This window comes from Agrobacterium sp. CCNWLW155, assembly GCF_036888815.1.
Taxonomy (GTDB): domain Bacteria; phylum Pseudomonadota; class Alphaproteobacteria; order Rhizobiales; family Rhizobiaceae; genus Agrobacterium; species Agrobacterium radiobacter.
In genome coordinates, this window is sequence record NZ_JBAKFW010000001.1 from 1,535,801 (window position 1) to 1,561,235 (window position 25,435).

Below are 25,435 nucleotides of genomic sequence, written 5' to 3' on the forward strand. Positions count from 1 at the left end.
CAAAAGGTTTGAGCGGGAGCCGAATGGACGTGAACAAGACCGTGAAGCTGAGCAACAGGGACAGGAACATTCTGCTGCGCGCGCCCTTGATCGGGATAGCGGATGATGCAGCGGCGCTGAAGCTGATGGAAGCGGCGACCATCACCAACGTGAACGCCCGCCATGTGCTCTTCAAGGAAGGCGAGGCCGCGCAGCATTTCTACTGCGTGCTGTCGGGTTACATCAGGCTTTACCGGCTGGACAGGCACGGGCGCGAGGCGGATGTGCGCGTCAGCGGGCCCGGCGATACCTTCAACGAATGCCTGATTTTCGGCAGCGATACCTATCGTTACAGCGCGCAGGCGGCGGAAAGCTGCACCGTGGCGCGGTTCGAACTCACAAGAATCCGCAGCCTGATCGATCAGGAACCGGCAATCGCCAAGGCCGTCATGCGCTGCCTGTCCAACAGCCTGCTGGCCACCATGGACTGCATCGCCAATGACCGGTTGCAGACAGCGCCGCAGCGTGTCGCCCATTACCTCATCAATCAGGGACCGCGCGACGCCACATCCTTTTCGCTGCGGCTGCCGTTCCAGAAAAGCCTGCTTGCCGGCAAGCTTGGCCTTGCACCAGAAGCGCTCTCACGCGCCTTCTCGGCACTGAAGAAAGCTGGCGTCACCGTGCGCGGCCGCATCGTGCAGGTCAATGATGTTGCGGCGCTGAAGCAGATCTGAAGACACCGGGAGAGGACGAAGGGCGGGATGCCTTAGGGTATTCCGCCCTTCTGCATGTCCGAAATCGAAAAATCAGTCCGGCTGCGACACAAAGCGGAAGCTGTCACCCTGCCGCTCGACACGGAAAAATCCACCGAGATGACCGCCGGAAACCAGCCAGCCGTGATCGGCGGCCTCGGCCAGCGCCTCAAGGCGTGTTTGGTAAGCAAGCGCAGAATCGATATCGTAGACGAAACCGACACCGGGATCCTTCACCTGCAAGTCGCTCACATGCAGCACATCGCCCCATAATAACAGCCGCTCATCACCATTGCCGATCAGGTACCCGGCATGTCCCGGCGTATGGCCGGGCATGGCGATGGCTTCCACGTCCTCGGCAATCCTGCCTGTCGGGATCGGCCGCAACATCGGGCCACAAATGTCGAGCAGCCGCGCGGCAAGATCGAAGCCGCCCTGCCGGGCCGGCGGCAGGGTCTTGCGCGCCTCCGCACTGCTGAAAAATCCGAGATCGGCCTCAGGCACCCAGATATCGGCATTGGGAAAATAAGGCCGGTCGCCATCGATGAGGCCAAGCGCATGATCGCCATGAATATGGGTGAGGATGACACGCCCTACATCGGCCGGCTGAATACCGGCGGCTACCATCGCCGCGCGGGCATGGCCATAGGCAGCACCCCAGGCGGTGCCGCAACCGGCATCGATCAGCCAGATGCCGTCAGGCCCGGACAATGCGAAACAGTTGACGTCCATATCCACCGTTTCGCCCTGATGGCCGGCAAGGGCAGCGGCCAGCGCTTCGGCACCCTGACGGTGGATGAGATGGCCGACGGGCGCCTTGTAGACACCGTCGACAAAACGGGAAACCTCGTAAGCGCCGAACCGGCGGGACATTGCCATATTTCAGAGACCGCCCTGCTCTTTCAGGAAACCGACGATGCGCTCCACGCCATCGCCGCGTTTCATATCGGTGAAGACGAAAGGCATGGCGTTGCGCATGCGGGTCGCATCGCTGTCCATGACGGTCAGATCGGCCCCGACATAGGGCGCTAGGTCCTTCTTGTTGATGACCAGCAGGTCCGAGCGGGTGATGCCCGGCCCGCCCTTGCGCGGAATTTCCTCGCCCTGACAGACGGAGATGACATAGATGGTGATATCGGCAAGGTCGGGCGAAAAGGTCGCGGCGAGATTGTCGCCGCCGGATTCGATGAAGACCACGTCGAGATCGGGAAAGCGCGCATTAAGCCCGGCAATCGCCTGCAGATTGATCGTCGCATCCTCGCGGATGGCCGTATGCGGGCAACCGCCCGTTTCCACGCCGACGATACGCTCGGAAGGCAGCGCCTGCATGCGCACCAGCGCCTCCGCATCTTCCTTGGTATAGATATCGTTGGTGACGACGGCGACAGAGTAATCGACGCTCATCGCCTTGCAGAGCTTTTCCGTCAGCGCCGTCTTGCCCGAACCGACCGGCCCGCCAATACCGACGCGCAGCGGGCCATTGCCCGATTTCATGCCCGATTTCACCGCTCTGTTCCCTTCGATATGCTTTGGTATTGTTTCACCATAGTCCGCCAGCCGGACGCTTCAAGATATGCAAGGATCGTGCCGCTTGTTTCTCCCCGCCGGGGAGAAGAAACTCGTGGCGCCCGCTCGCTCTTCAGGACCGGAAAAGCCGGGTGCCCTGCGTTTCATGCCGCATGGCCGCCGTGTCAGCGATGATCGTCGCACTGCCGAGATCGTCGAGCGTGGACTGCATCGCCCGCGCCGCCATCTCCACGATGATCGCTTCACTTGCGGCCAGAATGGCGACACCATCCTTCTGTCCCGCGACCCCGAGGCGGATGCCAGCCGACACGATCTGCGAGACGCCGGCATGCAAAAAGGCGGCAATCGTGTCCCTGAGCGGCACCGCATGACCGGCGGCGACTGCCCCGACAGCGATGGGATAGGGAACGTCTTTGGGCAACACGTCCAGAACCGCATGCGGCCAGGCGCCGGCGGCGGCAACGAAGGCATCGCCCAGAAGCACCGTCTCGCGGTATCGCTCCGCCGAACCGGCCAGCGCTCGCGCCAGATCGGCCGTTTCGCTCAAGACGGCGGCGTCCTCGGCATTGCGCCAGGCATGTGCCAGAAACACCGCATCGTTCCAAAGGCTGCCACAGCGCAGAAGCGTTTCGAGCCAGTCGCGCAGAGCCGCCGCATCCCCGACGCGCCGATCCTCCACCGCCTTTTCAAGTCCACCGGAATAGGAAAAACCGCCAACCGGAAAGGCAGGCGACATCCAGGCCATGAGCCGCAGCAGCGCGGCAACGCCGCGATCTTCGCTCACGGCTCAGCCGTGATCGTGATGGCTGTGGCCGTGATCATGGCCGTGGGAATGACCGCCATGGGCATGATAAGCGCCGCGCGCCGGCTGGAAAGGCTCTTCGACATCACGCACGGTGGCGCCAAGACCTTCCAGCATGGCGCGGATGACGTGGTCACGCAGGATGAGAATACGCTCCTCCTCGATCTGCGCGGAAAGATGCCGGTTGCCCAGATGCCAGGCAAGCTCGATCAGGTGAAGGCGATCCTTCGCCTTGATTTCGAAGAGCTTTTCGTCAGCCGCGCGGACCTCGATCAGGTCGCCGTTTTCCACCACGAGAAGATCGCCATGGGCAAAAAGCACGGCTTCCTTCAGGTCGAGCATTACCATCTCGTCATTCTGCAGATGCAGCAGCTTGCGGCGAAGATGCCGCTGGTCATGCGCAAGAGTGACATAACCGGAAGGTTCGTCGGCGGGGGTTCCGGCCGGATGATAGGAGGTGACGCGCAGCATGGGATGATCCGTTTCAGAAACAGTCTTGGGGTTACGATTTTTGACGGATAGACGGGGGGATTTCAAGGCACGATTTTGGGACACATGGCCGCCAGAACGACAAAGCCCGGCGTTGCTGCCGGGCCAAGCGTAAACCTTTCTCCGCCTTCGACGTCATCCTCGGGCGCTTATGGATCCTCGCCTCAACGGCGAGGATAACGGAGGAGAGATTTTCGCCTCCTGCCGATAGCCCGAAGACACGACATCGCTGCCGGGCCTGCGCAAACCCACAATCAGGCCGCAGCGCGGCTCTTGAGGTTTTCCAGAATGTTCTGCGGCGCGGAAACGCCATAGGGGTCGGATTCGCAATTGTCCTGATAGCCCTCTTCCTCGAACCACTGCTCGACGACGCCATCATTGACGACGGCGGCGTAACGCCAGGAGCGCATGCCGAAACCGAGATTGTCCTTGGCGACCAGCATGCCCATCTTGCGGGTGAACTCGCCCGAGCCGTCAGGAATGACCTTGACGTTTTCGAGGTTCTGGCCCTTTGCCCAGGCATTCATGACGAAGGCGTCGTTGACCGACAGGCAATAGATTTCATCAACGCCGAGCGCCCGGAATTCCGGCGCCAGCTTTTCGAAATCGGGGAGCTGGTAGGTCGAGCATGTCGGCGTGAAAGCGCCGGGCAGCGAAAACAGAACGACCTTCTTGCCCTTGAAATAATCGTCGGAGGTCATGTCCTGCCAACGGAAGGGGTTCGGGCCACCAACGGCCTCATCACGAACGCGCGTGCGGAAGGTAACGGCGGGCACTTTTTTGCCGAGCATGTCTTGTCTCCTGTTCTGGCGTTTTACAGGGATCACTTGGGATCGATCCCTGCATAATTCTTTTGCCGTTTCCATAACGCAAGACACGCTGCGGTGCAGCATAAAAATAGGCTTTGTCAGAGGAAAACCACGGCTTGCGAGGATCAATCATGCAGCGCCACCGACCAGCGCAGAAACGGCGGCAATGGTGTCCACCAGCCGGTGCGAATGCCGGCCTCACGCAACATGGCAGCCGACCATGTATTGCAGCCGACAAGGGCGTTGAACCGGCCATTCGCCTCGAAAAACGCATCCGTCAGGCCATAAGCGACGCCCGGTATCAGCCGCACCTTGCCATTGTCGCGCGAAAAGCTGGCACGAATGGCCGCCACGAGGCGCTGATACCCGGCTTCGGAAATGCGAAGGCGCTTTACCCCGGCAAGATCGGCGGGAAAATCTCCCGTCACATCCACATGCATCACCGACTGGTCAAGCGTCAGCGAGCGCAAGACCGGCATGGGCTTCAGATCGGCCCAGGTGGGTGTCTCGGTATAAAACGACCGGCCGCCCCAGCCGAACACCAGATAAGCGGCCGCCGGATGGTTGACGGCAATGCCGTCCTCCTGCAATTCGGAAAAGACCCGCCGCAGATCGTTATCGATCGGCAGCGCAATATCGGTGTGGATCGGGTTGGATAACAGCAGGATTTCGCGGTCTTTCACGCCCCCGCTCACCTCATCGGCGAAAAACGGGCGCGGCAGGACAGTACCGAGCAGAAGGAGCAGGAGGAGCAGGAGGAGCAGCAGCATGCCGCCGCCGATCCACCTTGTGATAAATCTCACCATGAAATGCCGTTAAAACAGGAAATAACGCTGCGCCATTGGCAGCACCGTGGCCGGCTCGCAGGTCAAAAGCTCGCCATCCGCCCTCACCTCATAGGTTTCCGGATCGACCTCGATATGCGGCGTCAGCGAATTATGGATCATCGACGCCTTGGAAATGCCGCCGCGTACATTCTTCACCGGCAGCAGCTTTTTCGCCACGCCGAGGCGTTGGGCAAGGCCGGCATCCAGCGACGCCTGCGAAACGAATGTGACCGAGGAATTGGTGCGCAGCTTGCCATAGGCGGCAAACATCGGCCGGTAATGCATCGGCTGCGGTGTGGGAATGGAGGCGTTCGGATCGCCCATCGGGGCCGCGGCAATGGAGCCGCCGAGCAGCACCATCTCCGGCTTCACGCCGAAAAAGGCCGGGTTCCACAATACCAGATCGGCGCGCTTGCCGACTTCGATCGAGCCGATCTCATGGCTGACGCCCTGGGCGATGGCCGGGTTGATGGTATATTTGGCGATGTAACGGCGGACACGGAAATTGTCGTTTTCGCCGGTCTCTTCCTTCAGGCGGCCGCGCTGGCGCTTCATCTTGTCGGCTGTCTGCCAGGTACGGATCGCCACCTCGCCGACACGGCCCATGGCCTGACTGTCGGACGAAATGATCGAAAACGCGCCGATATCGTGGAGAATATCCTCCGCCGCAATGGTTTCCTTGCGGATGCGGCTTTCGGCAAAGGCAATGTCTTCAGGGATTGACGGCGACAGGTGGTGGCACACCATCAGCATGTCGAGATGTTCGGCCAGCGTATTGACGGTATAGGGCCGCGTCGGATTGGTGGAGGACGGAATGACGTTCGGGTTGCCGCAGACCTTGATGATATCAGGCGCATGGCCGCCGCCCGCACCTTCTGTATGGAAGGCATGGATGGTGCGACCTCTGATGGCGGCGACAGTGTCTTCCACGAAACCGCTTTCGTTCAGCGTATCGGTGTGGATCATCACCTGCACGTCGTATTCATCGGCCACCGTCAGGCAATTGTCGATGGCGGCAGGCGTCGTGCCCCAGTCCTCATGCAATTTCAGCGAGGAAGCGCCGGCAAGGATCATCTCTTCCAGAGGCGCTGGCAGCGAGGCATTGCCCTTGCCGGCGAGCGCGAGATTCATCGGGAAGGCATCGAAGCTCTCGATCATGCGCTCGATATGCCATGCGCCGGTGCAGGTGGTGGCGAGCGTGCCGTGCGCCGGGCCGGAACCGCCACCCAGCATGCAGGTGACGCCGCTCATCAGTGCTTCTTCGATCTGCTGCGGGCAGATGAAGTGAATATGTGCATCCATGCCGCCGGCGGTCAGGATCTTGCCTTCACCGGCAATCGCCTCCGTCGAGGGACCGACGATGATCGTCACGCCCGGCTGCGTATCGGGGTTGCCCGCCTTGCCGATGGCGTGAATGCGGCCGTTCTTCAGGCCCACATCCGCCTTGTAGATGCCGCTATGGTCGACGATCACCACATTGGTGATGACGGTATCGACCGCCCCTTCGGCCCGCGTCGCCTGACTCTGGCCCATGCCGTCGCGAATGACCTTGCCGCCGCCGAATTTCACTTCCTCGCCATAGGTGGTGTGGTCCTTCTCGATCTCGATGAAGAGTTCGGTGTCGGCAAGGCGCACCTTGTCGCCCACGGTCGGGCCGAACATGCCGGCATAGGCGGCGCGGGAAATCTTGTAAGGCATGGGCTCAGGCTCCTTCGGACGCGGAGAAAATCGATGTGGGAGAAATTCGTGTGAGCTGGCCCTCGCCCGCAAGGGCTTCTACCAGCTGTTGTTCGGCAGCAAATGGATGGCCGCTCCAGCCCTCATGGCCGAAGCCGGCAATCGCCACTTCGTCACCATCGCCGCTCACGTTCTCAAGAACATGGGCGATGGTGACAAGGCCTGTGCTGGGGCAGACATAGGGCGCGGGCGCATAGGCTTCGAGCGCAACATCGAGCCTTTCATGCACGCCGCGCGGAATGACGATGTGGCTCTTGCCGGTCTCGCGGGCGATGGCGGCAAAGCCTTCGGTGTAATCGGCGCAGAAATCGGTCAGTTCCGGCCAGCGTGCGCGTATGTCCGGTTCCATTTCGGAAAATTTTGCGGGATCCCGCACGGACCAGATGGCAGCGGCCTGCCGCACACCGTCGCTCTCGCGCCATTCGGTTCCCTCGGTCATTTCGAGGCCCGGCCGCCCGGTGTTGCACACGGCCACCACATCGGTCCGCGTACCACCCAGCCCCAGCGACCGGCAATCATTGAAGCGGATGACGATGTCGGAACGGTCGATGAAATCAGCCACGCCCGGCGGCAGTTCCCCGTTTCCGACGATCGTGATCCGCCGCCCCATGCGTTCAGAAACCTTCCGACAGCTGACGCAGTTCTTCCGCCCGCTTGCCGCTAATATCGGCCATGCAGGAAGAAATCAGCATCGGTTCCATCGAGCCGCCGCGCGCCTGAAAGCCTGAAAGAGCACAATTGGCGTCACGAAACGCCACCCAGGCGCGCTGGGCAGCCACCAGAGCGTCGGTCGCACCCTTGCCGTCCGCATCGGCTGTCTTGTCGCGCTCCGCGAGCAGCTTGCGCAGCTTCTGATATTCGGCGTTCAACTGCTTGTCGGCCTTTTCGTAATCCTTGCCGGCGCAGATGGTCATGTCCGCCTGCGTCTGCGGCGCCTTGCAGTCCGGCTCGCTCTGCGCTGCGGCCGGCATGGAAAATCCGGCGGTCGCGCTGAGAAGCACGGCCGCCATGAAGACGTTGTTTCGGCTCATCTCCATCGCTCAGGCCGCCGCGCCATCGAAAGCCTGCGGCTTCAGCGCCCGGGGATCAACACCATCAAGACAATTGGCGTTCACTGCCACCATCGGCGTTCCATCCGGCCCGTCGGCATAAGCAAAACTCTCGATGCCGCAGGTGGAGCAGAAAAGATGATGGATCTTGTGTTTGTTGAAGAGATATTCCGCCAGCTTGTCCTCGCCGGAAAGCAGCGTGAACTTGTCACGCGGCGCGAAAGCGAGCGTGGAGCCAAGACGCTTGCAGCGCGAGCAATTGCAGACAACAGTGTGATCGAGATCGGCATCGACCTCGAAGCTGACGCTGCCGCACTGGCAGCTTCCATGATAATGCGCCGTCGCCATTTCATAACCTCCCCATGACCTGTTGACGGAAACCATAAACCTCACGCTTGCCGGAAAGCGGCACCAGCGTCACTTCCCGCTTCTGGCCGGGTTCGAAACGAACCGCCGTGCCCGCGGGAATATCGAGACGCATGCCGCGCGCCCTGTCGCGGTCGAAGATGAGACCCGCATTGGTCTCGAAGAAATGATAATGGCTGCCCACCTGCACCGGCCGGTCGCCCGAATTGGCCACCTCGATCGTCACGGTCGGCTGGCCGGCATTGAGTTCGATGGTGCCTTCTGCGGCAATGATTTCGCCTGGTTTCATGGTGCTCCCCTTGTCTTTCTCACGCGGCCGTGGCTGCCGCGCAGCCTTCCGCTTTCAGCACCCGCTTCGTCGATGCCGGGTTGTTGATGAGCCTGGCCGCCGGACGAACGGGCCTGCGAACCATCTCACCACCGCAATTCGGGCAGGCGCCATCAAGCACGCCCGTCACGCAGTCGACGCAGAAAGTGCATTCGAACGAGCAGATCATCGCATCCCTGTTATCGGGCGCAAGATCGCGGTCGCAGCATTCGCAATTGGGCCGAAGTTCCAGCGCCATATCAACCCCTCAACGGATCGGTTCGTGAACGGTCACCAGCTTGGTGCCGTCAGGAAAGGTCGCTTCCACCTGCACATCATGGATCATCTCGGCGATACCATCCATCACCTGATCGCGGGTAATGACATGCGCGCCGGCTTCCATCAGGTCGGCCACAGCGCGACCATCGCGGGCGCCCTCGACCACGAAATCGGTAATCAGCGCAATCGCTTCGGGATAGTTGAGCTTCACGCCGCGTTCCAGCCGGCGGCGCGCCACCATGGCGGCCATGGAAATCAGCAGCTTGTCTTTTTCTCTTGGGCTAAGGTTCATCGTGGTCCCGCAGCTTGGCGCCTGCCCCGCAAACAGCGCGATTGCGGCAGGCAGATCCGACGTGTTGACAGACCCCGAAGGACGCCTGTCGCGGGGCAACCTTAAGGGTTTACAGATTCCAGACTTTCGGCACTGGCGCGCCGTTTCGCAAGAGCGAAATGATCGGAAAAAGCAATTTTCTCAAGGAGAAACCATCTTCGGCAGAGACGCGAACGACAAGCTTGCCCTGCCATTCGCTGGCGCCGCCGCTTTCACCGGCAATAGCCCGGATTTTAGGCAGAAGCGCCTCAGCCAGCGGCCCGATATAAAGAAGCGTGGCAAAGGCCACCTGACCAGCCAGAACCGCCGGTTTCGCCGTCAGCGCCGCCACCTCGCCCTGAAGCACAAGTTCTTCCGCATGCACCAGCCTGCCCCCATGGCGAATACGCCAGCGGTCACGAAAGAGACCATGCGTCATCGCCTCGCCCATGGCCTTACGGCCGAGCAGCACGGCTTCGACAGCGATGAATTCGGAGGATTGGTCGAGATCGGCTTCCAGCCGGCGGGTCAAGGAAGCACGGTCGAAGAGGATGGTCTCCTGCGGCAGCCAATGCAGCTTCGCACCCGGCCCGGCGGAAACGCGGGCGGTCACGGCGGCGGTGCCTGATGATGCCTTATAGACCTTTTCGCAGGCCTGCGTGGTCACAACAAGCGAGGTGCCGGCGCCGGCCGTGGCCTGCCATTCGATTTCGTCTCCGCCGGTCAGGCCGCCGGAGGAATTGATGAGGATGGCTTCCGCTTCGTTTGAGAAGGTTTCCGGCAGGCGGATTTTCGCGCAGCCTTCCTGGAACAGTTCGTCCAGCCGGCTGCGGCCTTCAACAGCCTTTGTTACAATGCGTCCTCTGCCACGGGCGCGTTGCTGCCGGACAGGTTGAGCGTCTTGGCGACCGGAAGGGCCGATGGCTTGCTGTTGCTGCTGCACGCGGTCTCCGAAACGGTTGCGGAAGCGGACGAGGTCTTGGCGCCGCAATCCTTCTTGACGACGGCATCCACGACAAGCTGCCCTTCCGTATTGCGGAAGAAATCCCACATTCTTTCGGCCGCATCAACCGTGCGTGTCACTTCGCCTGTGGGCATCTTGCGCTCCACGGCCGGTTCCGCCTTCGGTGTCTGCTCGCCGCCCGGCTTGCGGGTGACGACGGCGTTAGCGGCCAGAACCTCGGCCTTCATGGTGGCGCGCGGCCAGGCATGGTCCCAGTCGTTGATGACATAGGACTGGATGCGTGCGCCAGCCTTGCAGACATCATAGGAATTGACGGTGAAGCTTTCGCCCACCTTGCTTTTGGCAGCGCCCTTGCAGCCATCCATTTCGGCCCAGCGCTTCAACGCCGTTTCGCCGCCATATTGCCAATAGGACTTGCCGCCGCCCTGATAGGGATTGGCCGGGTCTTTCAGCCCGGCAAAGGCGATGATCGACATTGGCCGCACAGGCTGGCAGCTTGCCGCATCCGGTCCCCACTTGCCTTCCGTCTCCAGCGGATAACCGGCGCGCAGCGAAGCAACGAAGCCGGCAGCGTTAAAATCCGCGTTGCCGCTGCAGATGAATTGCGACAGCATGCGCCCGCCGCCGGAATAACCGGAGCCATAAAAACGCTCCTCATCCACGCAGAACTTGCCCTTCACCATGGTGATGGCATCGCGGATGAAACCGACTTCATCGAGCCCGCCCGGCCGCTTGGTGACGCCGGGAACATTCCAGGCATGGGTGCCCGGCAATTCGCCGCTCAGGCTGCCGGCCAGCGCCACGACCATGAGACCGTCACGCTCGGCAAGCTTGTCCCAGCCGCTGCGGTTCAGCTGACCATGCGGATTGCTGTTGGAACCATGGAAATCGAACACGACCGGCAGCGGCTTATTTCCATCATAGGCCGATGGAACAAAATAGACGCCGTCGCGTTTTTCACCGTTGGAAAGAATGGAAAAGTCGTGCCGACCCGGTTCCATACCGGGGCCAATACCCTGACCGCAGGTCGATGCCGACGCTGCGGCCCCTGCGCTTGCGCTGATCACCAGCCCGAGGAACAGGCTGCGTGCGGAACGCACCAACCGGGGAGCCCGGCCCACTGCAAAGTCTTGAATCATTGACACGCCTTTATTGGCACAGTTTCCCGACGATACGTCGAGCGTGCGGGAAATGTAAGGGATCAACAGTCGCGGCGTGCGAATAGACTTCTTCTGTGTCTCGCATGCAGCATTTCATGCGCCCAATACCATAGGCTTTTACTTAATGAAACGCTAAAATTACGCATGAAAGCCATGCACAGGCGCATAGACTTTCAAAATATTAATCGGCCGTTTTTATGCCGTGATCGGCGCACGCAACATTACACCGTCAGATGCCGCCGCGCTTCCGGCGTATCCAGCGTTTCGGCCAGCCCCTCATGCACGATTTCACCGCGGTCCATGATGTAGACGTAATCGGCAAGCTCGCGGCAGAAATCCAGATATTGCTCGACCAGCAGGATCGCCATACCGGTGGAGTCGCGCAGATATTTGATCGCCCGGCCGATATCCTTGATGATCGACGGCTGGATGCCTTCCGTCGGCTCGTCGAGGACGAGGATTTTCGGCCGTGTCACCAGCGCCCGGCCGATCGCAAGCTGCTGCTGCTGGCCACCCGAGAGATCGCCGCCGCGCCGCGACAGCATGGTTTGCAGCACCGGAAACAGGCTGAAAATATCGTCCGGGATGAAACGCTCCCTACGCGGCAGCGGCGCATAACCGCTCTCCAGATTTTCCTGCACGCTGAGCAGCGGAAAGATTTCCCGTCCCTGCGGCACGTAACCCACCCCGCGCTTAGCCCGCTGGTAAGGTGCGAGCCCGTCGAGCGCCGCATCGCCGAAACGGATGGTGCCGGCGCTGGTGGCCTGCTGGCCGGTGACGGCACGCAAGAGTGAGCTTTTGCCGACGCCGTTGCGGCCGAGAACACAGGTGATCTTGCCCATCTCCGCTTTCAGCGACACGCCGCGCAGGGCCTGCGCCGCGCCATAGTGGAGGTTGATGTTTTCGACTGTCAGCATTTCACCCACCTGTTCTAATTCAATAATGTTCGTCGCAAGGCCTGCAGAGCGAGATCCTGCTCGGAGGTCTTGTCACCCCCCACTCGGCTAACCTCTTCGGCGATATCGATCAGTTGGCGTCTTTCATCGAAATCGAGCGTATTTGCCCATAAATCGCGAAACCTGCGAATTGGGTCTTCGGGATTAACGACATTTCTGGACGCCCACTCTCCAAAGACGATAACTTCCTCCATATCCGCTGGCGGGACGATGCCTTTCATCCTGTCGCGAACGACATTTTTGGCCATGTCGAGATACATCGGCTTTTCGTTCGCAAGGCACATGAAGAATGCCACCGCAGCGATAGCCGGATCGCGAATGGAGGCTATCGGAGCGACTTCGGCCTTCTTCCGAAACGATCTGCGCTTATAAGCGCCGCGCATTTTTTCGACGGTATCGATGATCTCGCTACCCGCCTCACGCGCCATTTTCAGCCGCCAATACCAGACAGCCGCACCGCCGATTGCCATAACCAGAATTCCGATCAACGCCATCAAATCAACTCCAGATCTTAAATTTTTCAACTTAAATCCGGTTATTATTACAGTCACAAGTAGAAGAACACTCTTTCTAACGCCCCAGATAATTCTCGATCACCTTCGGATCGCTGGACACAAAATCGATCGACCCTTCGGCCAGCACCGAGCCTTCGGCAAGACACGTCACCTTCACGCCCAGCTCGCGGATGAAGCCCATATCGTGCTCCACCACCACAACCGAACGGGTCTTCGCGATCTCCTTCAAAAGCACGGCGGTTTCCGCCGTTTCCGCATCCGTCATGCCGGCGACAGGCTCGTCCACCAGCAGCAGCTTCGGTTCCTGCGCGAGCAGCATGCCGATCTCAAGCCACTGTTTCTGGCCATGCGAAAGGTTGGCGGCGAGATCGCCGCGGCGGTGGCCGAGACGCACGGTGGCGAGAATTTCCTCGATGCGCGCCTTGTCCTCCTCCGTCAGCCGATAGAACAACGTCGCGAAGACGCCGCGCTTGCGGTTCAACGCCAGTTCCAGATTGTCCCAGACGGTATGGCTTTCAAACACCGTCGGCTTCTGGAACTTCCGCCCGATGCCGAGCTGGGCGATGTCAGCCTCGTCCTTTTTCGTGAGATCGATGCTGTCTTCGAACAACACCGTACCCGTGTCCGGCCGCGTCTTGCCGGTGATGATATCCATCATCGTCGTCTTGCCCGCGCCATTCGGGCCGATGATGGCGCGGAGTTCACCGGGCTCCACCACGAAGGAGAGCGAGTTGAGGGCCTTGAAACCATCGAAAGAGACGGAAACGCCATCGAGATAAAGCAGGCTCTTGGTTCTGTTTTCGGAAACCGTGTTCATGGGCTTACTCCGCCGCCTGTTGCGCAACCGCGCTGTCGTTGCCGGGCTGCTGGGCAGCGCCTGCCGCACGCGCGACCCGCTTTTCACGACGCCCGACGAGATAATGCTGCACGGTGCCGACAATGCCCTTCGGGAAGAACAGCGTTACCGCGATAAAGAGACCGCCCAGCGCAAACAGCCAGAATTCGGGAAAAGCGCCAGTGAAATAGCTCTTGCCGCCATTGACCAGAACAGCGCCGATGATCGGCCCGATCAGCGTGCCGCGCCCGCCCACCGCCGTCCACACCACCACTTCGATGGAGTTGGCGGGGGAGAATTCGCCGGGGTTGATGATGCCCACCTGCGGCACGAACAGCGCCCCGGCAATGCCCGCCATCATGGCTGACACGACGAAGGTGAAGAGCTTGATGTTCTCCACCCTAAACCCAAGGAAGCGCACCCGGCTTTCGGCATCGCGCACGCCCACCAGCACCTTGCCGAATTTGGAATTGACGATGGCCGATGCGACCAGCAGCGAAAGCGCCAACATCACCGCCGTCATGGCAAACAGCACGGCACGGGTGCCATCCGCCTGCACGGAAAAGCCGAGGATGTCCTTGAAATCGGTCAACCCATTATTGCCGCCAAAACCCATGTCGTTGCGGAAGAAGGCGAGCAACAGGGCATAGGTCATGGCCTGGGTGATGATCGAGAGATAAACACCATTGACGCGCGAGCGGAAGGCGAACCAGCCGAACACGAAGGCGAGCAGGCCCGGCACCACCAGCACCATCAACGCCGCAAACCAGAACATGTCGAAGCCGTGCCAGAACCACGGCAGTTCCTTCCAGTTGAGGAAGACCATGAAGTCAGGCAGCACGGGATGGCCATAGACCCCGCGCGTGCCGATCTGCCGCATCAGATACATGCCCATGGCATAACCGCCGAGCGCGAAGAAGGCGGCGTGGCCAAGCGAGAGAATGCCGCAATAACCCCAGACAAGATCAAGCGCCAGCGCAAGCAGCGCATAGGAGAGATATTTGCCGAGCATCGACATGATGTAAGTCGGGATGCGGAATGCGCTGTCTGCTGGCAAAAGCAGGTTGGAGGCGGGCACCAGCACGGCGATGGCCAGGATGATGCCGATGGCGATGGAAATGCGGCGATCGAGCGCGCGCAGGAGGAAGCCGGTAATCATGCTTCGATCGCCCTTCCCTTGAGTGCGAAGAGACCACGCGGCCGCTTCTGGATGAACAGGATGATGAGAACGAGCACGAGGATCTTGCCGAGCACGGCGCCCACCGTCGGCTCAAGGAACTTGTTGAGCACGCCGAGCGACAGCGCACCCACGAGCGTTCCCCAGAGATTGCCGACCCCGCCGAACACCACCACCATGAAACTGTCGATGATGTAGCTCTGGCCGAGATTGGGCGAGACATTGTCGATTTGCGACAGCGCTACCCCGGCAAGGCCGGCAACGCCGGAACCGAGCGCGAAGGTGAAGGCATCCACCCAGGGCGTGCGGATGCCCATGGAAGAGGCCATGCGGCGGTTCTGGGTCACAGCGCGCATCTGCAAGCCGAAGGCGGAGCGCTTCAAAAGCACCAGCAGCGCGAAGAAGACCGAGAGCGAGAAACAGACAATCCAGACCCGGTTCCAGGTGAAATTGAGATAACCGACGCTGAAGGAGCCGGACATCCAGCCGGGGCTGCCGACTTCCCGGTTGGTCGGGCCGAAGATGGAGCGCACGCCCTGTTGCAGGATGAGTGAAATGCCCCAGGTGGCCAGCAGCGTTTCCAGCGGCCGCCCGTAAAGGAAGCGGATGACGCCACGCTCCATGATGAGCCCGACGAAGGCCGTCACCAGAAAAGCAGCTGGCAGTGCGATGGGGAGCGACCAGTCGAACAGGCCGGGGAAATGGCTGCGGATCACCTCCTGCACCATGAAGGTGGAATAGGCGCCGATCATCACCATCTCGCCATGGGCCATGTTGATGATGCCCATCACGCCGAAGGTGATGGCAAGGCCGATGGCCGCGAGCAGCAGTACGGAGCCGAGCGACAGGCCGTACCATACATTCTGTGCGTAATCCCAGAAGGCGAGCGCGCTTTCGATGCTCGCAATGGCGTTGTCGATATCCGGCTTCAGGCTCTGATCCACCGACGAGGACGCCGCCATGAGGATGCTGATGGCATCGCGGCCACCAAGGTTCTTGATGGTGGCGATCGCTTCTTTCTTTACCTCGAGGGGGCGGTCGGAGGAGAGCAGCGAGACGGCCCGCGCCTCCTCCATCCGGGTCCGCACCTCATTATCGGCCTCCTTGGCGATGGCCGCTTCCAGCAATTCGAGATTTTCGGCGCTCGGCGCTTTCAAGACGGCATCGGCCGCCGAAAGCCGCACGGATTTTTCCGGGCTTAGCAGGGTCAGACCGCCGAGAGCGGCACGGATGACGCGGCGAAGATTGTTGTTGATCTTGATCTTAGAGACGGCGGCCTTGGGGGCCTCACCGGCGCTTTCGCCGCTCAGCGGATCGATCAACGTGAAGCTCGACCCTGCTGGTTTCGTCATGAACACCAGATTATCGGTCTTGCGCACGTAAAGATCACCCGCCGCGAAAGCCTCGAGCGCCGGCACGACCCGCGCATCGCCGGTGGCGGCGACCTGCCCGATCAGCGTTTCGGCCTGTTTGAAGTCCGCCGTGCCGAGCTGGTCGATCAGCGCCTTCGGATCGCTTTGCGCGAAGGATTGCGCCGCGATCCCGAGGGTGAGCCAGAGAAAGATGGCTCCGAGAAAAGAGCGGATCGTCATGTCGGGTTCCTTGGAGCGTTTCCGATAAAAGCGCCGTCTGTGGGTGCCGCCACCCCCCTCTGCCCTGCCGGGCAGAGGGGGGCATGCTTGTTCAGTTCGGGCGATAGGAGTGCAAAGTCACCGCCCCCGACAAGGGGGCGGCAACCAACCGTCGCTATCAGCTACCCTTGCCGCCGCACTTGCCGCTGGCCACATTGAAGTTGCCGCAAGACATCGGCTTCCTCCAATCCGAGATCAGATCCTTCGAGTCCGGCAGGTAATCCGACCATTCATCACCCACCACCTGCGGTGTCTGCTGCACGATCTCAAACTGCCCATCGGCCTGGATTTCGCCGATCAGCACCGGCTTGGTGATGTGGTGGTTCGGCATGACGGTGGAGTAACCGCCCGAAAGGTTCGGCACCGAAACGCCGATGATCGAGTCCAGGACCTTGTCCGTATCGGTCGTGCCGGCGGATTCGACGGCCTTTACCCAGGCGTTGAAACCGATATAGGCCGCTTCCATCGGGTCGTTGGTCACGCGCTTGTCGTTTTTCGTAAACGCGTGCCAGGTCTTGATGAACTCGGCATTGACCGGAGCATCGACAGACTGGAAGTAGTTCCAGGCGGCAAGGTGGCCGACGAGCGGTGCGGTATCGAGACCGGCAAGCTCTTCTTCGCCAACAGAGAAGGCGACGACCGGAATGTCTTCCGCCTTGATACCCTGGTTCGCCAGTTCTTTGTAGAACGGCACGTTGGCGTCGCCGTTGATGGTGGAGACCACGGCGGTCTTCTTGCCGGCCGAGCCGAACTTCTTGATGTCGGACACGATCGTCTGCCAGTCGGAATGACCGAATGGCGTGTAGTTGATCATGATGTCCTCTTCCTTGACGCCCTTCGACATCAGGTAGGCCTTCAGGATCTTGTTGGTGGTCTGCGGGTAGACATAGTCCGTGCCGGCCAGAACCCAGCGCTCCACACCTTCGGTGCTGGCGAGATAATCGACGGCCGGAATGGCCTGCTGGTTCGGTGCCGCACCCGTATAGAAGATGTTGCGCGAGGATTCCTCACCCTCGTACTGAACCGGGTAGAACAGGATCGAATTCAGCTCTTCGAAAACCGGCAGCACGGATTTGCGCGAGGAAGACGTCCAGCAGCCGAAGACGGCGGCGACCTTGTCCTGCGAAATCAGCTGGCGGGCCTTTTCGGCAAACAGCGGCCAATCGGAGGCCGGATCGACCACGACGGCTTCGAGCTTCTTGCCGAGAACGCCGCCCTTCTTGTTCTGCTCGTCGATGAGCATCAGCATGGCGTCTTTCAGCGTCGTCTCTGAAATCGCCATGGTACCGGAAAGCGAATGCAGCACGCCGACCTTGATCGTGTCATCAGCTGCAAACGCGCCGTGGAAGGCGGTGGTGGACAGGATCGCGCCAAGCAGCGCGGCACTAAGCGTCTTGCGGAACATCATCGGAAGAACCCCTCTCCTTGTTGGCCTCTCGTCGAGGCTCAGCGGCATCTGCGGCCGCTGCTGGGAGGGACTATCGATCTCGCGGACGCGAAACCGTATACGTCAATTGACGTAGGCGGGGTGGCGAAAGATGCTGGGAAGGAGATTTGGGAGAAAGCTCGGCTTAAACATCCGCCGGCTTTTATGTTCGACCGTCCCGCCTATTCGACGTCATCCTCGCCCTTGAGGCGAGGATCCATAGGCGCTCCCATCGTGAATCCACGGGTCAAGCCCGAGGTTGACGCAGAGTGGGCCTGAAGAGTTGAAGACGCAAACGTGGCTAGGCCCACCACAATCGGTAAAACTTCACAAGAAGCCAGATCAGGAATGCGGCTTGTCGTTCCGCTCTTCGTCGCGGATCGCATCATCGTGATACCAGGAACCGAAGTCGATATGCGGTTCCTGCGCCTGGCGCTCGAGGTCGTTCAGGCCGCTGCTGCGGAACTTCGAAAGACCCGCGCGCCCGCCGACCGGGAATTGATAGATCGTTGCCGTCTCGCGATGAATGCCAGTTGCCATTTCGATCATCTCACTTTGTTTGCATCGAAGCACTTTTTGTATGGAGCAAACCCGCAAGCGCCGGATTCGCTCCGTTTGATTAAAAAAAAATCACGTTGCGAAAAATATAGGCATTAATCGTCTCATCTACAAGAAAAACCATTCCGAAAGCGCCGGTTTTTGGGGCAAATGCCGATCCCTCGCGCGCAATTGAAATCATTGCACCGCAGCAGGGCATTTCCCCGCAAGACGTCGGCTATCTATCAGGATTCAATGATGAAACATGAGGGGTGAATTTGCCCGCCGCAGTGCAGCAGAAGCCGGCCGGGGCAATACCGCAGCCCCTGCATGACAGGGCCCCTGAAAGATTTTTCGAAGAATTCGCCCGATATCGCCAATCTGGCACGCGGCATGCATCTAACCCGTCAGCCCTTGAACGCGAATGCGCTTCCGGTGGTCAAAGCCACGGGAGGCCTCAAGGCTTCGCATTGTTACCTATGAGAGGTTCGTAATGACTAAGTTCAAACTCGAGTACATCTGGCTGGACGGATACAAGCCGGTCCCCAACCTGCGCGGCAAGACACAGGTCAAGGAATTCGACGAATTCCCGACGCTCGAGCAGCTGCCGCTTTGGGGTTTTGATGGCTCGTCCACCCAGCAGGCCGAAGGCCACTCGTCGGATTGCGTGCTGAAGCCCGTTGCGATCTATCCCGATCCGGCCCGCACCAACGGCGTACTCGTCATGTGCGAAGTCATGATGCCTGATGGCGTCACCCCGCATGCATCGAACAGCCGCGCGACCATCCTCGACGACGAGGACGCATGGTTCGGTTTCGAACAGGAATACTTCTTCTACCAGGACGGCCGTCCGCTCGGCTTCCCCGAGCAGGGCTACCCGGCTCCGCAGGGTCCGTATTACACCGGCGTCGGCTTCAAGAACGTTGGTTCGGTTGCCCGCGAAATCGTTGAAGAGCACCTCGACCTCTGCCTCGAAGCTGGCATCAACCACGAAGGCATCAATGCCGAAGTGGCCAAGGGCCAGTGGGAATTCCAGGTATTCGGCAAGGGCTCCAAGCGCGCCGCCGACCAGATCTGGATCGCCCGTTACCTGCTGCTGCGTCTTTGCGAACAGTACGGCATCGACGTCGAATTCCATTGCAAGCCGCTCGGCGATACCGACTGGAACGGTTCGGGCATGCATTGCAACTTCTCCACCAAGTTCATGCGTGAAGTTGGCGGCAAGGAGTATTTCGAAGCCCTCATGGCCGCTTTCGCCAAGAACTGGCAGGAGCACATCGACGTTTACGGTCCGGACAACCACCTGCGCCTGACCGGCAAGCACGAAACCGCTCCGTGGAACAAGTTCTCCTACGGCGTTGCCGACCGTGGCGCCTCGATCCGCGTTCCGCACTCCTTCGTCAACAACGGTTACCGTGGTTACCTCGAAGACCGTCGTCCGAACTCGCAGGGCTGCCCTTACCAGATCGCTTCCGTCGTTCTGAAGACGATCGCAGAAGTGCCGCTCGCAAAGTCGGCTGCTGCCTGATAAGCCAAGACATGGCGTCGCCCGAACCGGGCGACGCCATTTTTGTGTCCACCAAACGGCCGGACCGGACAGGTGACCTTTCGCCATCGCCGTGCGCGACATAGACTTTCTTATGCGCAAATTCAGAAATGTTGCGTGGCTTCGAGCAACTGCATCGGATTTTCCGAAAACCGCGACACAGCTTTCGTCCGATGCTCTAAAGCAAGAAAGTGAGCGATGGGCATTCTCCGCAAATTCTCTCTCGAAAACCGCATCGCCGTCATCACCGGCAGTGGCCGCGGCCTCGGTTTCGAAATCGCCAAGGCTTTCGCCGAAGCTGGTGCCCATGTGTGGCTGACCGGCCGCAATGCCGAGACGCTGGAAGAGGCGGCAGACACCCTTCGTAACGCCGGCGGAAAAGCCGATTATGCGGCCTTCGACATCGCTGATACGGCCGCCGGAAGCGCCCTTGTTCGCCGCATCATGGACGAATTCGGCCATCTCGATATTCTCGTCAACAATGTCGGCGCGCGCGACCGTCGCCCGCTTGCCGAATTCAGCGACGACGATGTGCTGGAGCTTATCCGCACCGACCTCACCTCCTCCGTCTCGCTGTCGCGGGATGCTGCGCAAGCCATGAATGCCAATGGTTACGGCCGCATCATCACCATCACCTCCATTCTCGGCCACATCGTCCGGCCGGGTGATGCGATCTACCCCGTCGCCAAGCAGGGCCTGACCGGGCTGATGCGCGCCATCGCCGTGGAATATGGCGCGCGTGGCATCACCAGCAACGCCATTGCGCCCGGCATGTTCGCCACGGAAACCAATGCAGCCCTTGCCGAAAACCCTGAGATGGTCGCCTTCGCCAAGCTGCGCGTGCCGCTGGAGCGCTGGGGCAGGCCGGATGAAATCGCCGGTGCGGCCCTGTTTCTGGCCAGCGACGCGGCCTCCTTCGTCAACGGCCATGTGCTGACGGTGGATGGCGGCATGTCGGTGCGGCTGTGAGAGACCTCCCGCAGCCATATCGTCCCGGCAAAACCGGGCCTCTGGCGGCGGGCGGCATGACGAAACATCCGTTACGGAAAGGGGCTGGATCGTAAGCATGGCCGCACGGCAACGCATCATCCCCGTCAGGCGCGAATATAACCGCTGGGTCGCCAACCAGACGCTGGAAGATTATGCGCTGCGCTTCACTGCCAAGAGCGCCCGGCAGTTTTCCTCCAACCGCATTTCCCACACCGCCATCGGCGCTATTTCCTTTCTGGCACTGGAAGCCATCGGCGGCGCGATCACGCTGTCATACGGCACCACCAACGCCTTTTACGCCATCATCGTCGCGGCCATTGCCATGCTTGCCGTCGGCCTGCCGATCAGCCGTTACGCCATCCGCCACGGCGTCGATATCGACCTCCTGACACGCGGCGCGAGCTTCGGTTACATCGGCTCCACCATCACCTCGCTGATCTACGCCGCCTTCACCTTCATGCTCTTCGCCATCGAGGCGTCGATCATGTCCGGCGCGCTGGAGCTGGCGCTCGGCATTCCCCTGTGGATCGGCTACATCATCTCCGCCGTCATGGTCATTCCGCTCGTCACCCATGGCGTGCGCCTCATCAGCCGTTTCCAGATCATCACCCAGCCCTTCTGGATCGTGCTGAACGTATTGCCCTTCATCTTCATCGCTTTGATGGACTGGGAAAAATACGATCTGTGGCGGGCGTTTTCCGGCATTCATCACGCCTCCGGTCCGCCGGGCACCGTGGCCCATTTCAATCTGGTGGAATTCGGCGCGGCGTCTGCCGTCATCCTCGCGCTGATGTCGCAGATCGGCGAACAGGTGGATTTCCTGCGCTTCCTGCCCGCCGAGGGACAGAGCCGTCTGCGCCATCGCATCGCGGTCTTTCTGGCCGGTGCTGGCTGGGTCGTCGTGGGCGTGCCGAAGCTGCTGGCCGGTTCCTTCCTCGTGGTCTTGACCTTCAGTTCCGGCGTCTCGGTGGACCGCGCCGCCGATCCGGCCCAGATGTACCTGACCGCCTTCGGCTACATGATCCCCAACCATACGGCGGCCATGCTGCTGATGGTCGCCTTCGTGGTGGTCTCGCAGCTGAAGATCAACGTCATGAACGCCTATGCGGGCTCGCTCGCCTGGTCCAACTTCTTTTCCCGCCTCACCCACAGCCACCCCGGCCGCGTGGTCTGGCTGGTCTTCAACGTAGTGATCGCGCTGCTGTTGATGGAACTCGGCATCTATCGCCTGCTGGAAGAAACGCTCGGCATTTTTTCCATCGTCGCCATGGCATGGCTCTGCACCATCTCGGCCGATCTGTTCATCAACAAGCCGCTCGGCCTTGCCCCACCGGGCATCGAGTTCAAGCGCGCCCATCTCTACGATATCAATCCCGTCGGCGTCGGCTCCATGGCGCTTTCGGCCACCATTGCGCTGATGGCGCATTTCGGCACCTTCGGCGCACTCGCTGCCTCGCTTGCGCCCTATCTCACCCTCATCGTCGCCTTCATCGCCTCGCCGCTGATCGCGTGGGGCACGAAGGGCAAATTCTATCTCGCTCGCAAGCCGCGCCAGAAATGGCGCGAGCTGAGCGCCATCACCTGCTCGATCTGCGAACACCCGTTCGAGCCGGAGGACATGGCATGGTGCCCGGCCTATGCGGCACCGATCTGTTCGCTCTGCTGCTCGCTGGACAGCCGCTGCCATGACATGTGCAAGCCGAAGGCCAAGCTCAACTATCAGGTCGCGACGGTCGCAAAATCTTTCCTGCCCCACCAACTGGTTGCAAAACTCGCCACACGGCTCGGACGTTATGGCATGGCGGCGGCCATCGCCGTCACCGCCATTGGCGGCATATTGGCGCTCATCGCCCATCAGGTCGGCACCGCCTCGCCGGCAACGGCTGACGTGGTCAACCGCACCATCCTCATCGTGTTTTTCGTCTTTGCCGTCATTGCCGGCATCGTCTGCTGGTTTCTGGTTCTTGCCCATGACAGCCGGGTGGTCGCGGAAGAGGAATCCTCACGCCAGAACACGCTGCTGTTGAAGGAAATCGCAGCCCACAAGAAGACCGACGCCGCCCTTCAGGACGCCAAGGAAACGGCGGAAGCCGCCAACCGCGCCAAGAGCCGCTACGTTGTGGGCCTCAGCCACGAATTGCGCACACCGCTTAATGCCGTTTTAGGTTACGCGCAGATCCTCGAACGCGACGAAACTATCCCTCCTCCCCGGCAATCGGCCATCAAGGTCATCCGCCGTTCCGCCGACCATCTGTCGGGCCTGATCGACGGGCTTCTGGATATTTCCAAGATCGAGGCGGGCCGGTTGCAGGTCTATTCCAACGAGATCAATATTCAGGATTTCCTCGACCAGATCGTCGATATGTTCCGCCCGCAGGCGCAGGCCAAGGGTCTGGAATTCCGGCATGAACGCGCCCATTCCCTGCCGCAATATGTGCGCACGGATGAAAAGCGTCTGCGCCAGATTCTCGTCAACCTGCTCTCCAACGCCATCAAATTCACCGACGAGGGCAGCGTCACCTTCGATGTCGCCTATCGCAGCCAGGTCGCAAGCTTCACGGTGTCGGATACCGGGCGCGGCATCGCCGAAAAAGATCTCGCCCGCATCTACGAGCCTTTCCAGCGCGGCGAGGCCGAAAGCGTGCGCCCCATGCCGGGCCTCGGCCTCGGGCTGACAATCACAAGGCTTCTGACCAACACGCTCGGCGGCGAGATTTCGGTCTCCAGCGAAAAGGATCAGGGTTCCACCTTCCGCGTCCGCCTCATGCTGTCTGCCGTGCACCGGCCAAGCACGGCGCCTGCGCCGGAAAAGACCATCCGCTCCTATTCCGGCCCACGCCGCACCATCGTGGTGGTTGATGACAACGAAGACCATCGCGAGCTGATGCGGCAGGTTCTGGTGCCGCTCGACTTTGTGGTGCTGACCGCCCAGAGCGGACCGGAATGCCTGACGCTGATCGAAGGTGTGAAGCCCGACCTTTTCCTCATCGATATCTCCATGCCCGGCATGACCGGCTGGCAGCTCGTGACGAAACTGCGCGAAGCCGGCCAGATCGCCCCGCTCATCATGCTCTCGGCCAATATCGGTGACGGAACCGTTGCGGGTGCGGGCGAAGATAACCACAACGACGCCATCGCCAAACCGGTCGATATCCGCCACCTGTGCGACAGGCTCGCCGTGCATCTCGGCCTCAAATGGATTTACGATACGGACTTGCCCCCACCGCCCGCGCCACAGCCGCCGGCGCAGATCGTTCATCCCGGCGCAATTCACATTCAAGATTTGCAGCGGCTCGGCGAAATAGGTTACATACGCGGCATAGAAGCGAAACTCGCCGATCTTGCCCGCAACACCGACAACCTGCCTTTCACGCAAGAGCTGGGGACCTATGTACAGGCTTTCGATCTGGCCGGTTACGCCCATTTTCTCAAACGGTTTTCAGATAGCGACAGGGGAGACGGTAAGGCATGAGCGGGCCAGGCGCAGCACTGCCGAGAGACATCGTATTGCTGGTGGATGACAGCCCGGAGGCGCTTGGTTTCTTGACCGATGCACTGGAACAATCAGGCTTTTCGGCGCTGATCGCCACCTCGGGTCAGGCCGCCCTCAACATTGCCGAGCGCATCACGCCCGATATCATCCTGCTCGATGCCGTCATGCCTTCGATGGACGGTTTCGAAACCTGCCGTCGCCTGAAGGCCAATGCCGCCGTGGCGCAGGTGCCTGTCATCTTCATGACCGGGCTGACGGAGACCGAACATGTGGTGCGAGCGCTCGAATCCGGCGGTGTCGATTATCTGACCAAGCCGATCAACATCGATGAGCTGCGCGCCCGCATCCGCGTGCACCTCTCCAATGCCCGCTCGGCCCAGAGCGCCCGCGTGGCGCTCGATGCCGCCGGCCGCCACCTGCTTGCCGTGCGCGCCAACGGCGCGATCCACTGGTCCACACCGCAGGCAACCCGGCTGGTCAACGCCGCCACCGGCCGTGATGATGGGCTGGAGATTGTCGTTGCCCATATTTCCGGCTGGCTGGCCGACAGGACAACAGTGGATTCCGCCCGCGATGCACCGCTGACGATCACCGAGGCCGGGCGGCCCGCTTTGCAGCTATCCTTCCTCGGCGCAATGGGACCGGACGAATATCTCTTCCGTCTGACAGCCGCCAATGAGAAATCCGACGACCACCTGCTGAAGGACCACTTTGCCCTGACAACGCGGGAATCGGAAGTTCTGCTGTGGATTGCCAAAGGCAAATCCAACCGCGATATCGGCGATATTCTCGGCCTTTCCGCCAGAACCGTGAACAAACATCTGGAACAGATCTATGTGAAGCTCGGCGTCGAAAACCGCGCTTCGGCGGCCGTCAAGGCGGCGCATATTTTGCATCAGGGCTGACGAGCACAATTAGTGCGGTAAGGTTCAGCAAACATATATTTTCTGCTTGAATGCAGAGTATCCGCTT

Annotated in this window: 27 protein-coding genes; 5 read left to right on the forward strand and 22 right to left on the reverse strand. The window is 60.7% G+C overall.

The window, feature by feature from the left end:
• Positions 1–23: 23 nt before the first annotated feature.
• Positions 24–713, forward strand: coding sequence for a Crp/Fnr family transcriptional regulator (locus V6S97_RS07725; RefSeq protein ID WP_003510124.1), 690 nt, complete (start codon positions 24–26; stop codon positions 711–713).
• Between the two features lie 72 nt (positions 714–785).
• On the opposite strand, the gene aidB is transcribed toward V6S97_RS07725, so the two are convergent.
• The 22 genes from aidB to V6S97_RS07835 all read right to left on the reverse strand — a co-directional run bounded on the left by aidB (position 786) and on the right by V6S97_RS07835 (position 18,446).
• Positions 786–1,610, reverse strand: a complete 825-nt coding sequence (gene aidB, locus V6S97_RS07730) for an AidB family quorum-quenching N-acyl homoserine lactonase (protein ID WP_113083424.1) — start codon at positions 1,608–1,610, stop codon at positions 786–788.
• Positions 1,611–1,613: 3 nt separating this feature from the next.
• Positions 1,614–2,225, reverse strand: a complete 612-nt coding sequence (gene ureG, locus V6S97_RS07735) for an urease accessory protein UreG (protein WP_334426466.1) — start codon at positions 2,223–2,225, stop codon at positions 1,614–1,616.
• Between the two features lie 145 nt (positions 2,226–2,370).
• A complete protein-coding gene (locus V6S97_RS07740; protein ID WP_162729154.1) occupies positions 2,371–3,042 on the reverse strand; it encodes an urease accessory protein UreF in 672 nt (223 codons plus the stop codon).
• 3 nt (positions 3,043–3,045) lie between these two features.
• Positions 3,046–3,531, reverse strand: a complete 486-nt coding sequence (gene ureE, locus V6S97_RS07745; protein WP_031234548.1) for an urease accessory protein UreE — start codon at positions 3,529–3,531, stop codon at positions 3,046–3,048.
• A 272-nt stretch (positions 3,532–3,803) separates the two neighbouring features.
• Positions 3,804–4,340, reverse strand: coding sequence for a peroxiredoxin (locus tag V6S97_RS07750; protein WP_003510133.1), 537 nt, complete (start codon positions 4,338–4,340; stop codon positions 3,804–3,806).
• Between the two features lie 143 nt (positions 4,341–4,483).
• The gene (locus V6S97_RS07755; protein WP_035213596.1) at positions 4,484–5,164 is read right to left on the reverse strand and encodes a TIGR02117 family protein; all 681 of its coding nucleotides are present in this window, start codon (positions 5,162–5,164) and stop codon (positions 4,484–4,486) included.
• 9 nt (positions 5,165–5,173) lie between these two features.
• On the reverse strand, positions 5,174–6,883 hold the full coding sequence (gene ureC, locus V6S97_RS07760; RefSeq protein ID WP_020813390.1) for an urease subunit alpha: 1,710 nt from the start codon (positions 6,881–6,883) through the stop codon (positions 5,174–5,176).
• 4 nt (positions 6,884–6,887) lie between these two features.
• Entirely contained in the window at positions 6,888–7,532 is a 645-nt protein-coding gene (locus V6S97_RS07765; protein WP_003510137.1) for a hypothetical protein, read from the reverse strand.
• Positions 7,533–7,536: 4 nt separating this feature from the next.
• Positions 7,537–7,959 carry a lysozyme inhibitor LprI family protein gene (locus tag V6S97_RS07770; RefSeq protein ID WP_138983519.1) on the reverse strand — a complete coding sequence of 141 codons (423 nt, stop codon included), beginning with the start codon at positions 7,957–7,959 and terminating at the stop codon, positions 7,537–7,539.
• Between the two features lie 3 nt (positions 7,960–7,962).
• Positions 7,963–8,319, reverse strand: a complete 357-nt coding sequence (locus tag V6S97_RS07775) for a GFA family protein (RefSeq protein ID WP_003510140.1) — start codon at positions 8,317–8,319, stop codon at positions 7,963–7,965.
• 1 nt (position 8,320) lies between these two features.
• Positions 8,321–8,626, reverse strand: coding sequence for an urease subunit beta (locus V6S97_RS07780; RefSeq protein WP_003510142.1), 306 nt, complete (start codon positions 8,624–8,626; stop codon positions 8,321–8,323).
• 19 nt (positions 8,627–8,645) lie between these two features.
• Complete coding sequence (locus V6S97_RS07785; protein WP_111793143.1) at positions 8,646–8,903, reverse strand: DUF1272 domain-containing protein; 258 nt, start codon at positions 8,901–8,903, stop codon at positions 8,646–8,648.
• Between the two features lie 9 nt (positions 8,904–8,912).
• Positions 8,913–9,215 (reverse strand): urease subunit gamma, encoded by a 303-nt coding sequence (locus tag V6S97_RS07790; RefSeq protein ID WP_003510146.1) that lies wholly within the window; start codon positions 9,213–9,215, stop codon positions 8,913–8,915.
• 109 nt (positions 9,216–9,324) lie between these two features.
• A complete protein-coding gene (locus V6S97_RS07795; protein WP_003510148.1) occupies positions 9,325–10,176 on the reverse strand; it encodes an urease accessory protein UreD in 852 nt (283 codons plus the stop codon).
• Positions 10,083–11,336 carry an alpha/beta hydrolase family esterase gene (locus V6S97_RS07800; RefSeq protein WP_334426471.1) on the reverse strand — a complete coding sequence of 418 codons (1,254 nt, stop codon included), beginning with the start codon at positions 11,334–11,336 and terminating at the stop codon, positions 10,083–10,085. Before V6S97_RS07800 ends, V6S97_RS07795 begins: the two co-directional genes overlap by 94 nt.
• 242 nt (positions 11,337–11,578) lie before the next feature.
• Positions 11,579–12,274: an urea ABC transporter ATP-binding subunit UrtE gene (gene urtE / locus V6S97_RS07805; protein ID WP_003510152.1), complete on the reverse strand. Its 696-nt coding sequence runs from the start codon at positions 12,272–12,274 to the stop codon at positions 11,579–11,581.
• A gap of 14 nt (positions 12,275–12,288) precedes the next feature.
• On the reverse strand, positions 12,289–12,864 hold the full coding sequence (locus V6S97_RS07810) for a hypothetical protein (protein WP_334426472.1): 576 nt from the start codon (positions 12,862–12,864) through the stop codon (positions 12,289–12,291).
• Positions 12,865–12,883: 19 nt separating this feature from the next.
• Positions 12,884–13,645 carry an urea ABC transporter ATP-binding protein UrtD gene (gene urtD / locus V6S97_RS07815; RefSeq protein WP_020011597.1) on the reverse strand — a complete coding sequence of 254 codons (762 nt, stop codon included), beginning with the start codon at positions 13,643–13,645 and terminating at the stop codon, positions 12,884–12,886.
• 4 nt (positions 13,646–13,649) lie between these two features.
• Positions 13,650–14,822: an urea ABC transporter permease subunit UrtC gene (gene urtC, locus V6S97_RS07820; protein WP_334426474.1), complete on the reverse strand. Its 1,173-nt coding sequence runs from the start codon at positions 14,820–14,822 to the stop codon at positions 13,650–13,652.
• Positions 14,819–16,432, reverse strand: a complete 1,614-nt coding sequence (urtB, locus tag V6S97_RS07825; RefSeq protein ID WP_334426475.1) for an urea ABC transporter permease subunit UrtB — start codon at positions 16,430–16,432, stop codon at positions 14,819–14,821. The genes urtC and urtB overlap by 4 nt, the downstream gene beginning before the upstream one ends.
• A gap of 157 nt (positions 16,433–16,589) precedes the next feature.
• On the reverse strand, positions 16,590–17,879 hold the full coding sequence (gene urtA / locus V6S97_RS07830; protein WP_003510158.1) for an urea ABC transporter substrate-binding protein: 1,290 nt from the start codon (positions 17,877–17,879) through the stop codon (positions 16,590–16,592).
• A 360-nt stretch (positions 17,880–18,239) separates the two neighbouring features.
• Positions 18,240–18,446, reverse strand: coding sequence for a DUF2735 domain-containing protein (locus V6S97_RS07835; RefSeq protein WP_003510163.1), 207 nt, complete (start codon positions 18,444–18,446; stop codon positions 18,240–18,242).
• A 481-nt stretch (positions 18,447–18,927) separates the two neighbouring features.
• Here V6S97_RS07835 and V6S97_RS07840 point away from each other — a divergent pair, with 481 nt between their 5' ends.
• The 4 genes from V6S97_RS07840 to V6S97_RS07855 all read left to right on the forward strand — a co-directional run bounded on the left by V6S97_RS07840 (position 18,928) and on the right by V6S97_RS07855 (position 25,368).
• Positions 18,928–19,962 (forward strand): glutamine synthetase beta-grasp domain-containing protein, encoded by a 1,035-nt coding sequence (locus tag V6S97_RS07840; protein ID WP_003510168.1) that lies wholly within the window; start codon positions 18,928–18,930, stop codon positions 19,960–19,962.
• Positions 19,963–20,178: 216 nt separating this feature from the next.
• A complete protein-coding gene (locus V6S97_RS07845) occupies positions 20,179–20,949 on the forward strand; it encodes an SDR family oxidoreductase (protein ID WP_080866400.1) in 771 nt (256 codons plus the stop codon).
• 97 nt (positions 20,950–21,046) lie between these two features.
• Complete coding sequence (locus V6S97_RS07850; RefSeq protein ID WP_080866401.1) at positions 21,047–24,442, forward strand: hybrid sensor histidine kinase/response regulator; 3,396 nt, start codon at positions 21,047–21,049, stop codon at positions 24,440–24,442.
• Positions 24,439–25,368, forward strand: a complete 930-nt coding sequence (locus V6S97_RS07855; protein ID WP_003510174.1) for a response regulator — start codon at positions 24,439–24,441, stop codon at positions 25,366–25,368. The genes V6S97_RS07850 and V6S97_RS07855 overlap by 4 nt, the downstream gene beginning before the upstream one ends.
• The last annotated feature ends 67 nt before the right edge of the window (positions 25,369–25,435 follow it).

Coding starts and splice junctions, on each gene's coding strand:
- ureE (WP_031234548.1), bottom strand. CDS start 3,531: ATGCTGCGCGTCACCTCCTATCATCCGGCCGGAACCCCCGCCGACGAA.
- V6S97_RS07845 (WP_080866400.1), top strand. CDS start 20,179: ATGGGCATTCTCCGCAAATTCTCTCTCGAAAACCGCATCGCCGTCATC.
- ureG (WP_334426466.1), bottom strand. CDS start 2,225: ATGAAATCGGGCAATGGCCCGCTGCGCGTCGGTATTGGCGGGCCGGTC.
- V6S97_RS07780 (WP_003510142.1), bottom strand. CDS start 8,626: ATGAAACCAGGCGAAATCATTGCCGCAGAAGGCACCATCGAACTCAAT.
- V6S97_RS07765 (WP_003510137.1), bottom strand. CDS start 7,532: ATGGGGCGGCGGATCACGATCGTCGGAAACGGGGAACTGCCGCCGGGC.
- urtD (WP_020011597.1), bottom strand. CDS start 13,645: ATGAACACGGTTTCCGAAAACAGAACCAAGAGCCTGCTTTATCTCGAT.
- V6S97_RS07775 (WP_003510140.1), bottom strand. CDS start 8,319: ATGGCGACGGCGCATTATCATGGAAGCTGCCAGTGCGGCAGCGTCAGC.
- urtA (WP_003510158.1), bottom strand. CDS start 17,879: ATGATGTTCCGCAAGACGCTTAGTGCCGCGCTGCTTGGCGCGATCCTG.
- V6S97_RS07855 (WP_003510174.1), top strand. CDS start 24,439: ATGAGCGGGCCAGGCGCAGCACTGCCGAGAGACATCGTATTGCTGGTG.
- aidB (WP_113083424.1), bottom strand. CDS start 1,610: ATGGCAATGTCCCGCCGGTTCGGCGCTTACGAGGTTTCCCGTTTTGTC.
- V6S97_RS07750 (WP_003510133.1), bottom strand. CDS start 4,340: ATGCTCGGCAAAAAAGTGCCCGCCGTTACCTTCCGCACGCGCGTTCGT.
- V6S97_RS07790 (WP_003510146.1), bottom strand. CDS start 9,215: ATGAACCTTAGCCCAAGAGAAAAAGACAAGCTGCTGATTTCCATGGCC.
- V6S97_RS07850 (WP_080866401.1), top strand. CDS start 21,047: ATGGCCGCACGGCAACGCATCATCCCCGTCAGGCGCGAATATAACCGC.
- ureC (WP_020813390.1), bottom strand. CDS start 6,883: ATGCCTTACAAGATTTCCCGCGCCGCCTATGCCGGCATGTTCGGCCCG.
- V6S97_RS07770 (WP_138983519.1), bottom strand. CDS start 7,959: ATGGAGATGAGCCGAAACAACGTCTTCATGGCGGCCGTGCTTCTCAGC.
- urtE (WP_003510152.1), bottom strand. CDS start 12,274: ATGCTGACAGTCGAAAACATCAACCTCCACTATGGCGCGGCGCAGGCC.
- V6S97_RS07785 (WP_111793143.1), bottom strand. CDS start 8,903: ATGGCGCTGGAACTTCGGCCCAATTGCGAATGCTGCGACCGCGATCTT.
- V6S97_RS07800 (WP_334426471.1), bottom strand. CDS start 11,336: ATGATTCAAGACTTTGCAGTGGGCCGGGCTCCCCGGTTGGTGCGTTCC.
- urtB (WP_334426475.1), bottom strand. CDS start 16,432: ATGACGATCCGCTCTTTTCTCGGAGCCATCTTTCTCTGGCTCACCCTC.
- V6S97_RS07755 (WP_035213596.1), bottom strand. CDS start 5,164: ATGGTGAGATTTATCACAAGGTGGATCGGCGGCGGCATGCTGCTGCTC.
- V6S97_RS07840 (WP_003510168.1), top strand. CDS start 18,928: ATGACTAAGTTCAAACTCGAGTACATCTGGCTGGACGGATACAAGCCG.
- urtC (WP_334426474.1), bottom strand. CDS start 14,822: ATGATTACCGGCTTCCTCCTGCGCGCGCTCGATCGCCGCATTTCCATC.
- V6S97_RS07725 (WP_003510124.1), top strand. CDS start 24: ATGGACGTGAACAAGACCGTGAAGCTGAGCAACAGGGACAGGAACATT.
- V6S97_RS07835 (WP_003510163.1), bottom strand. CDS start 18,446: ATGATCGAAATGGCAACTGGCATTCATCGCGAGACGGCAACGATCTAT.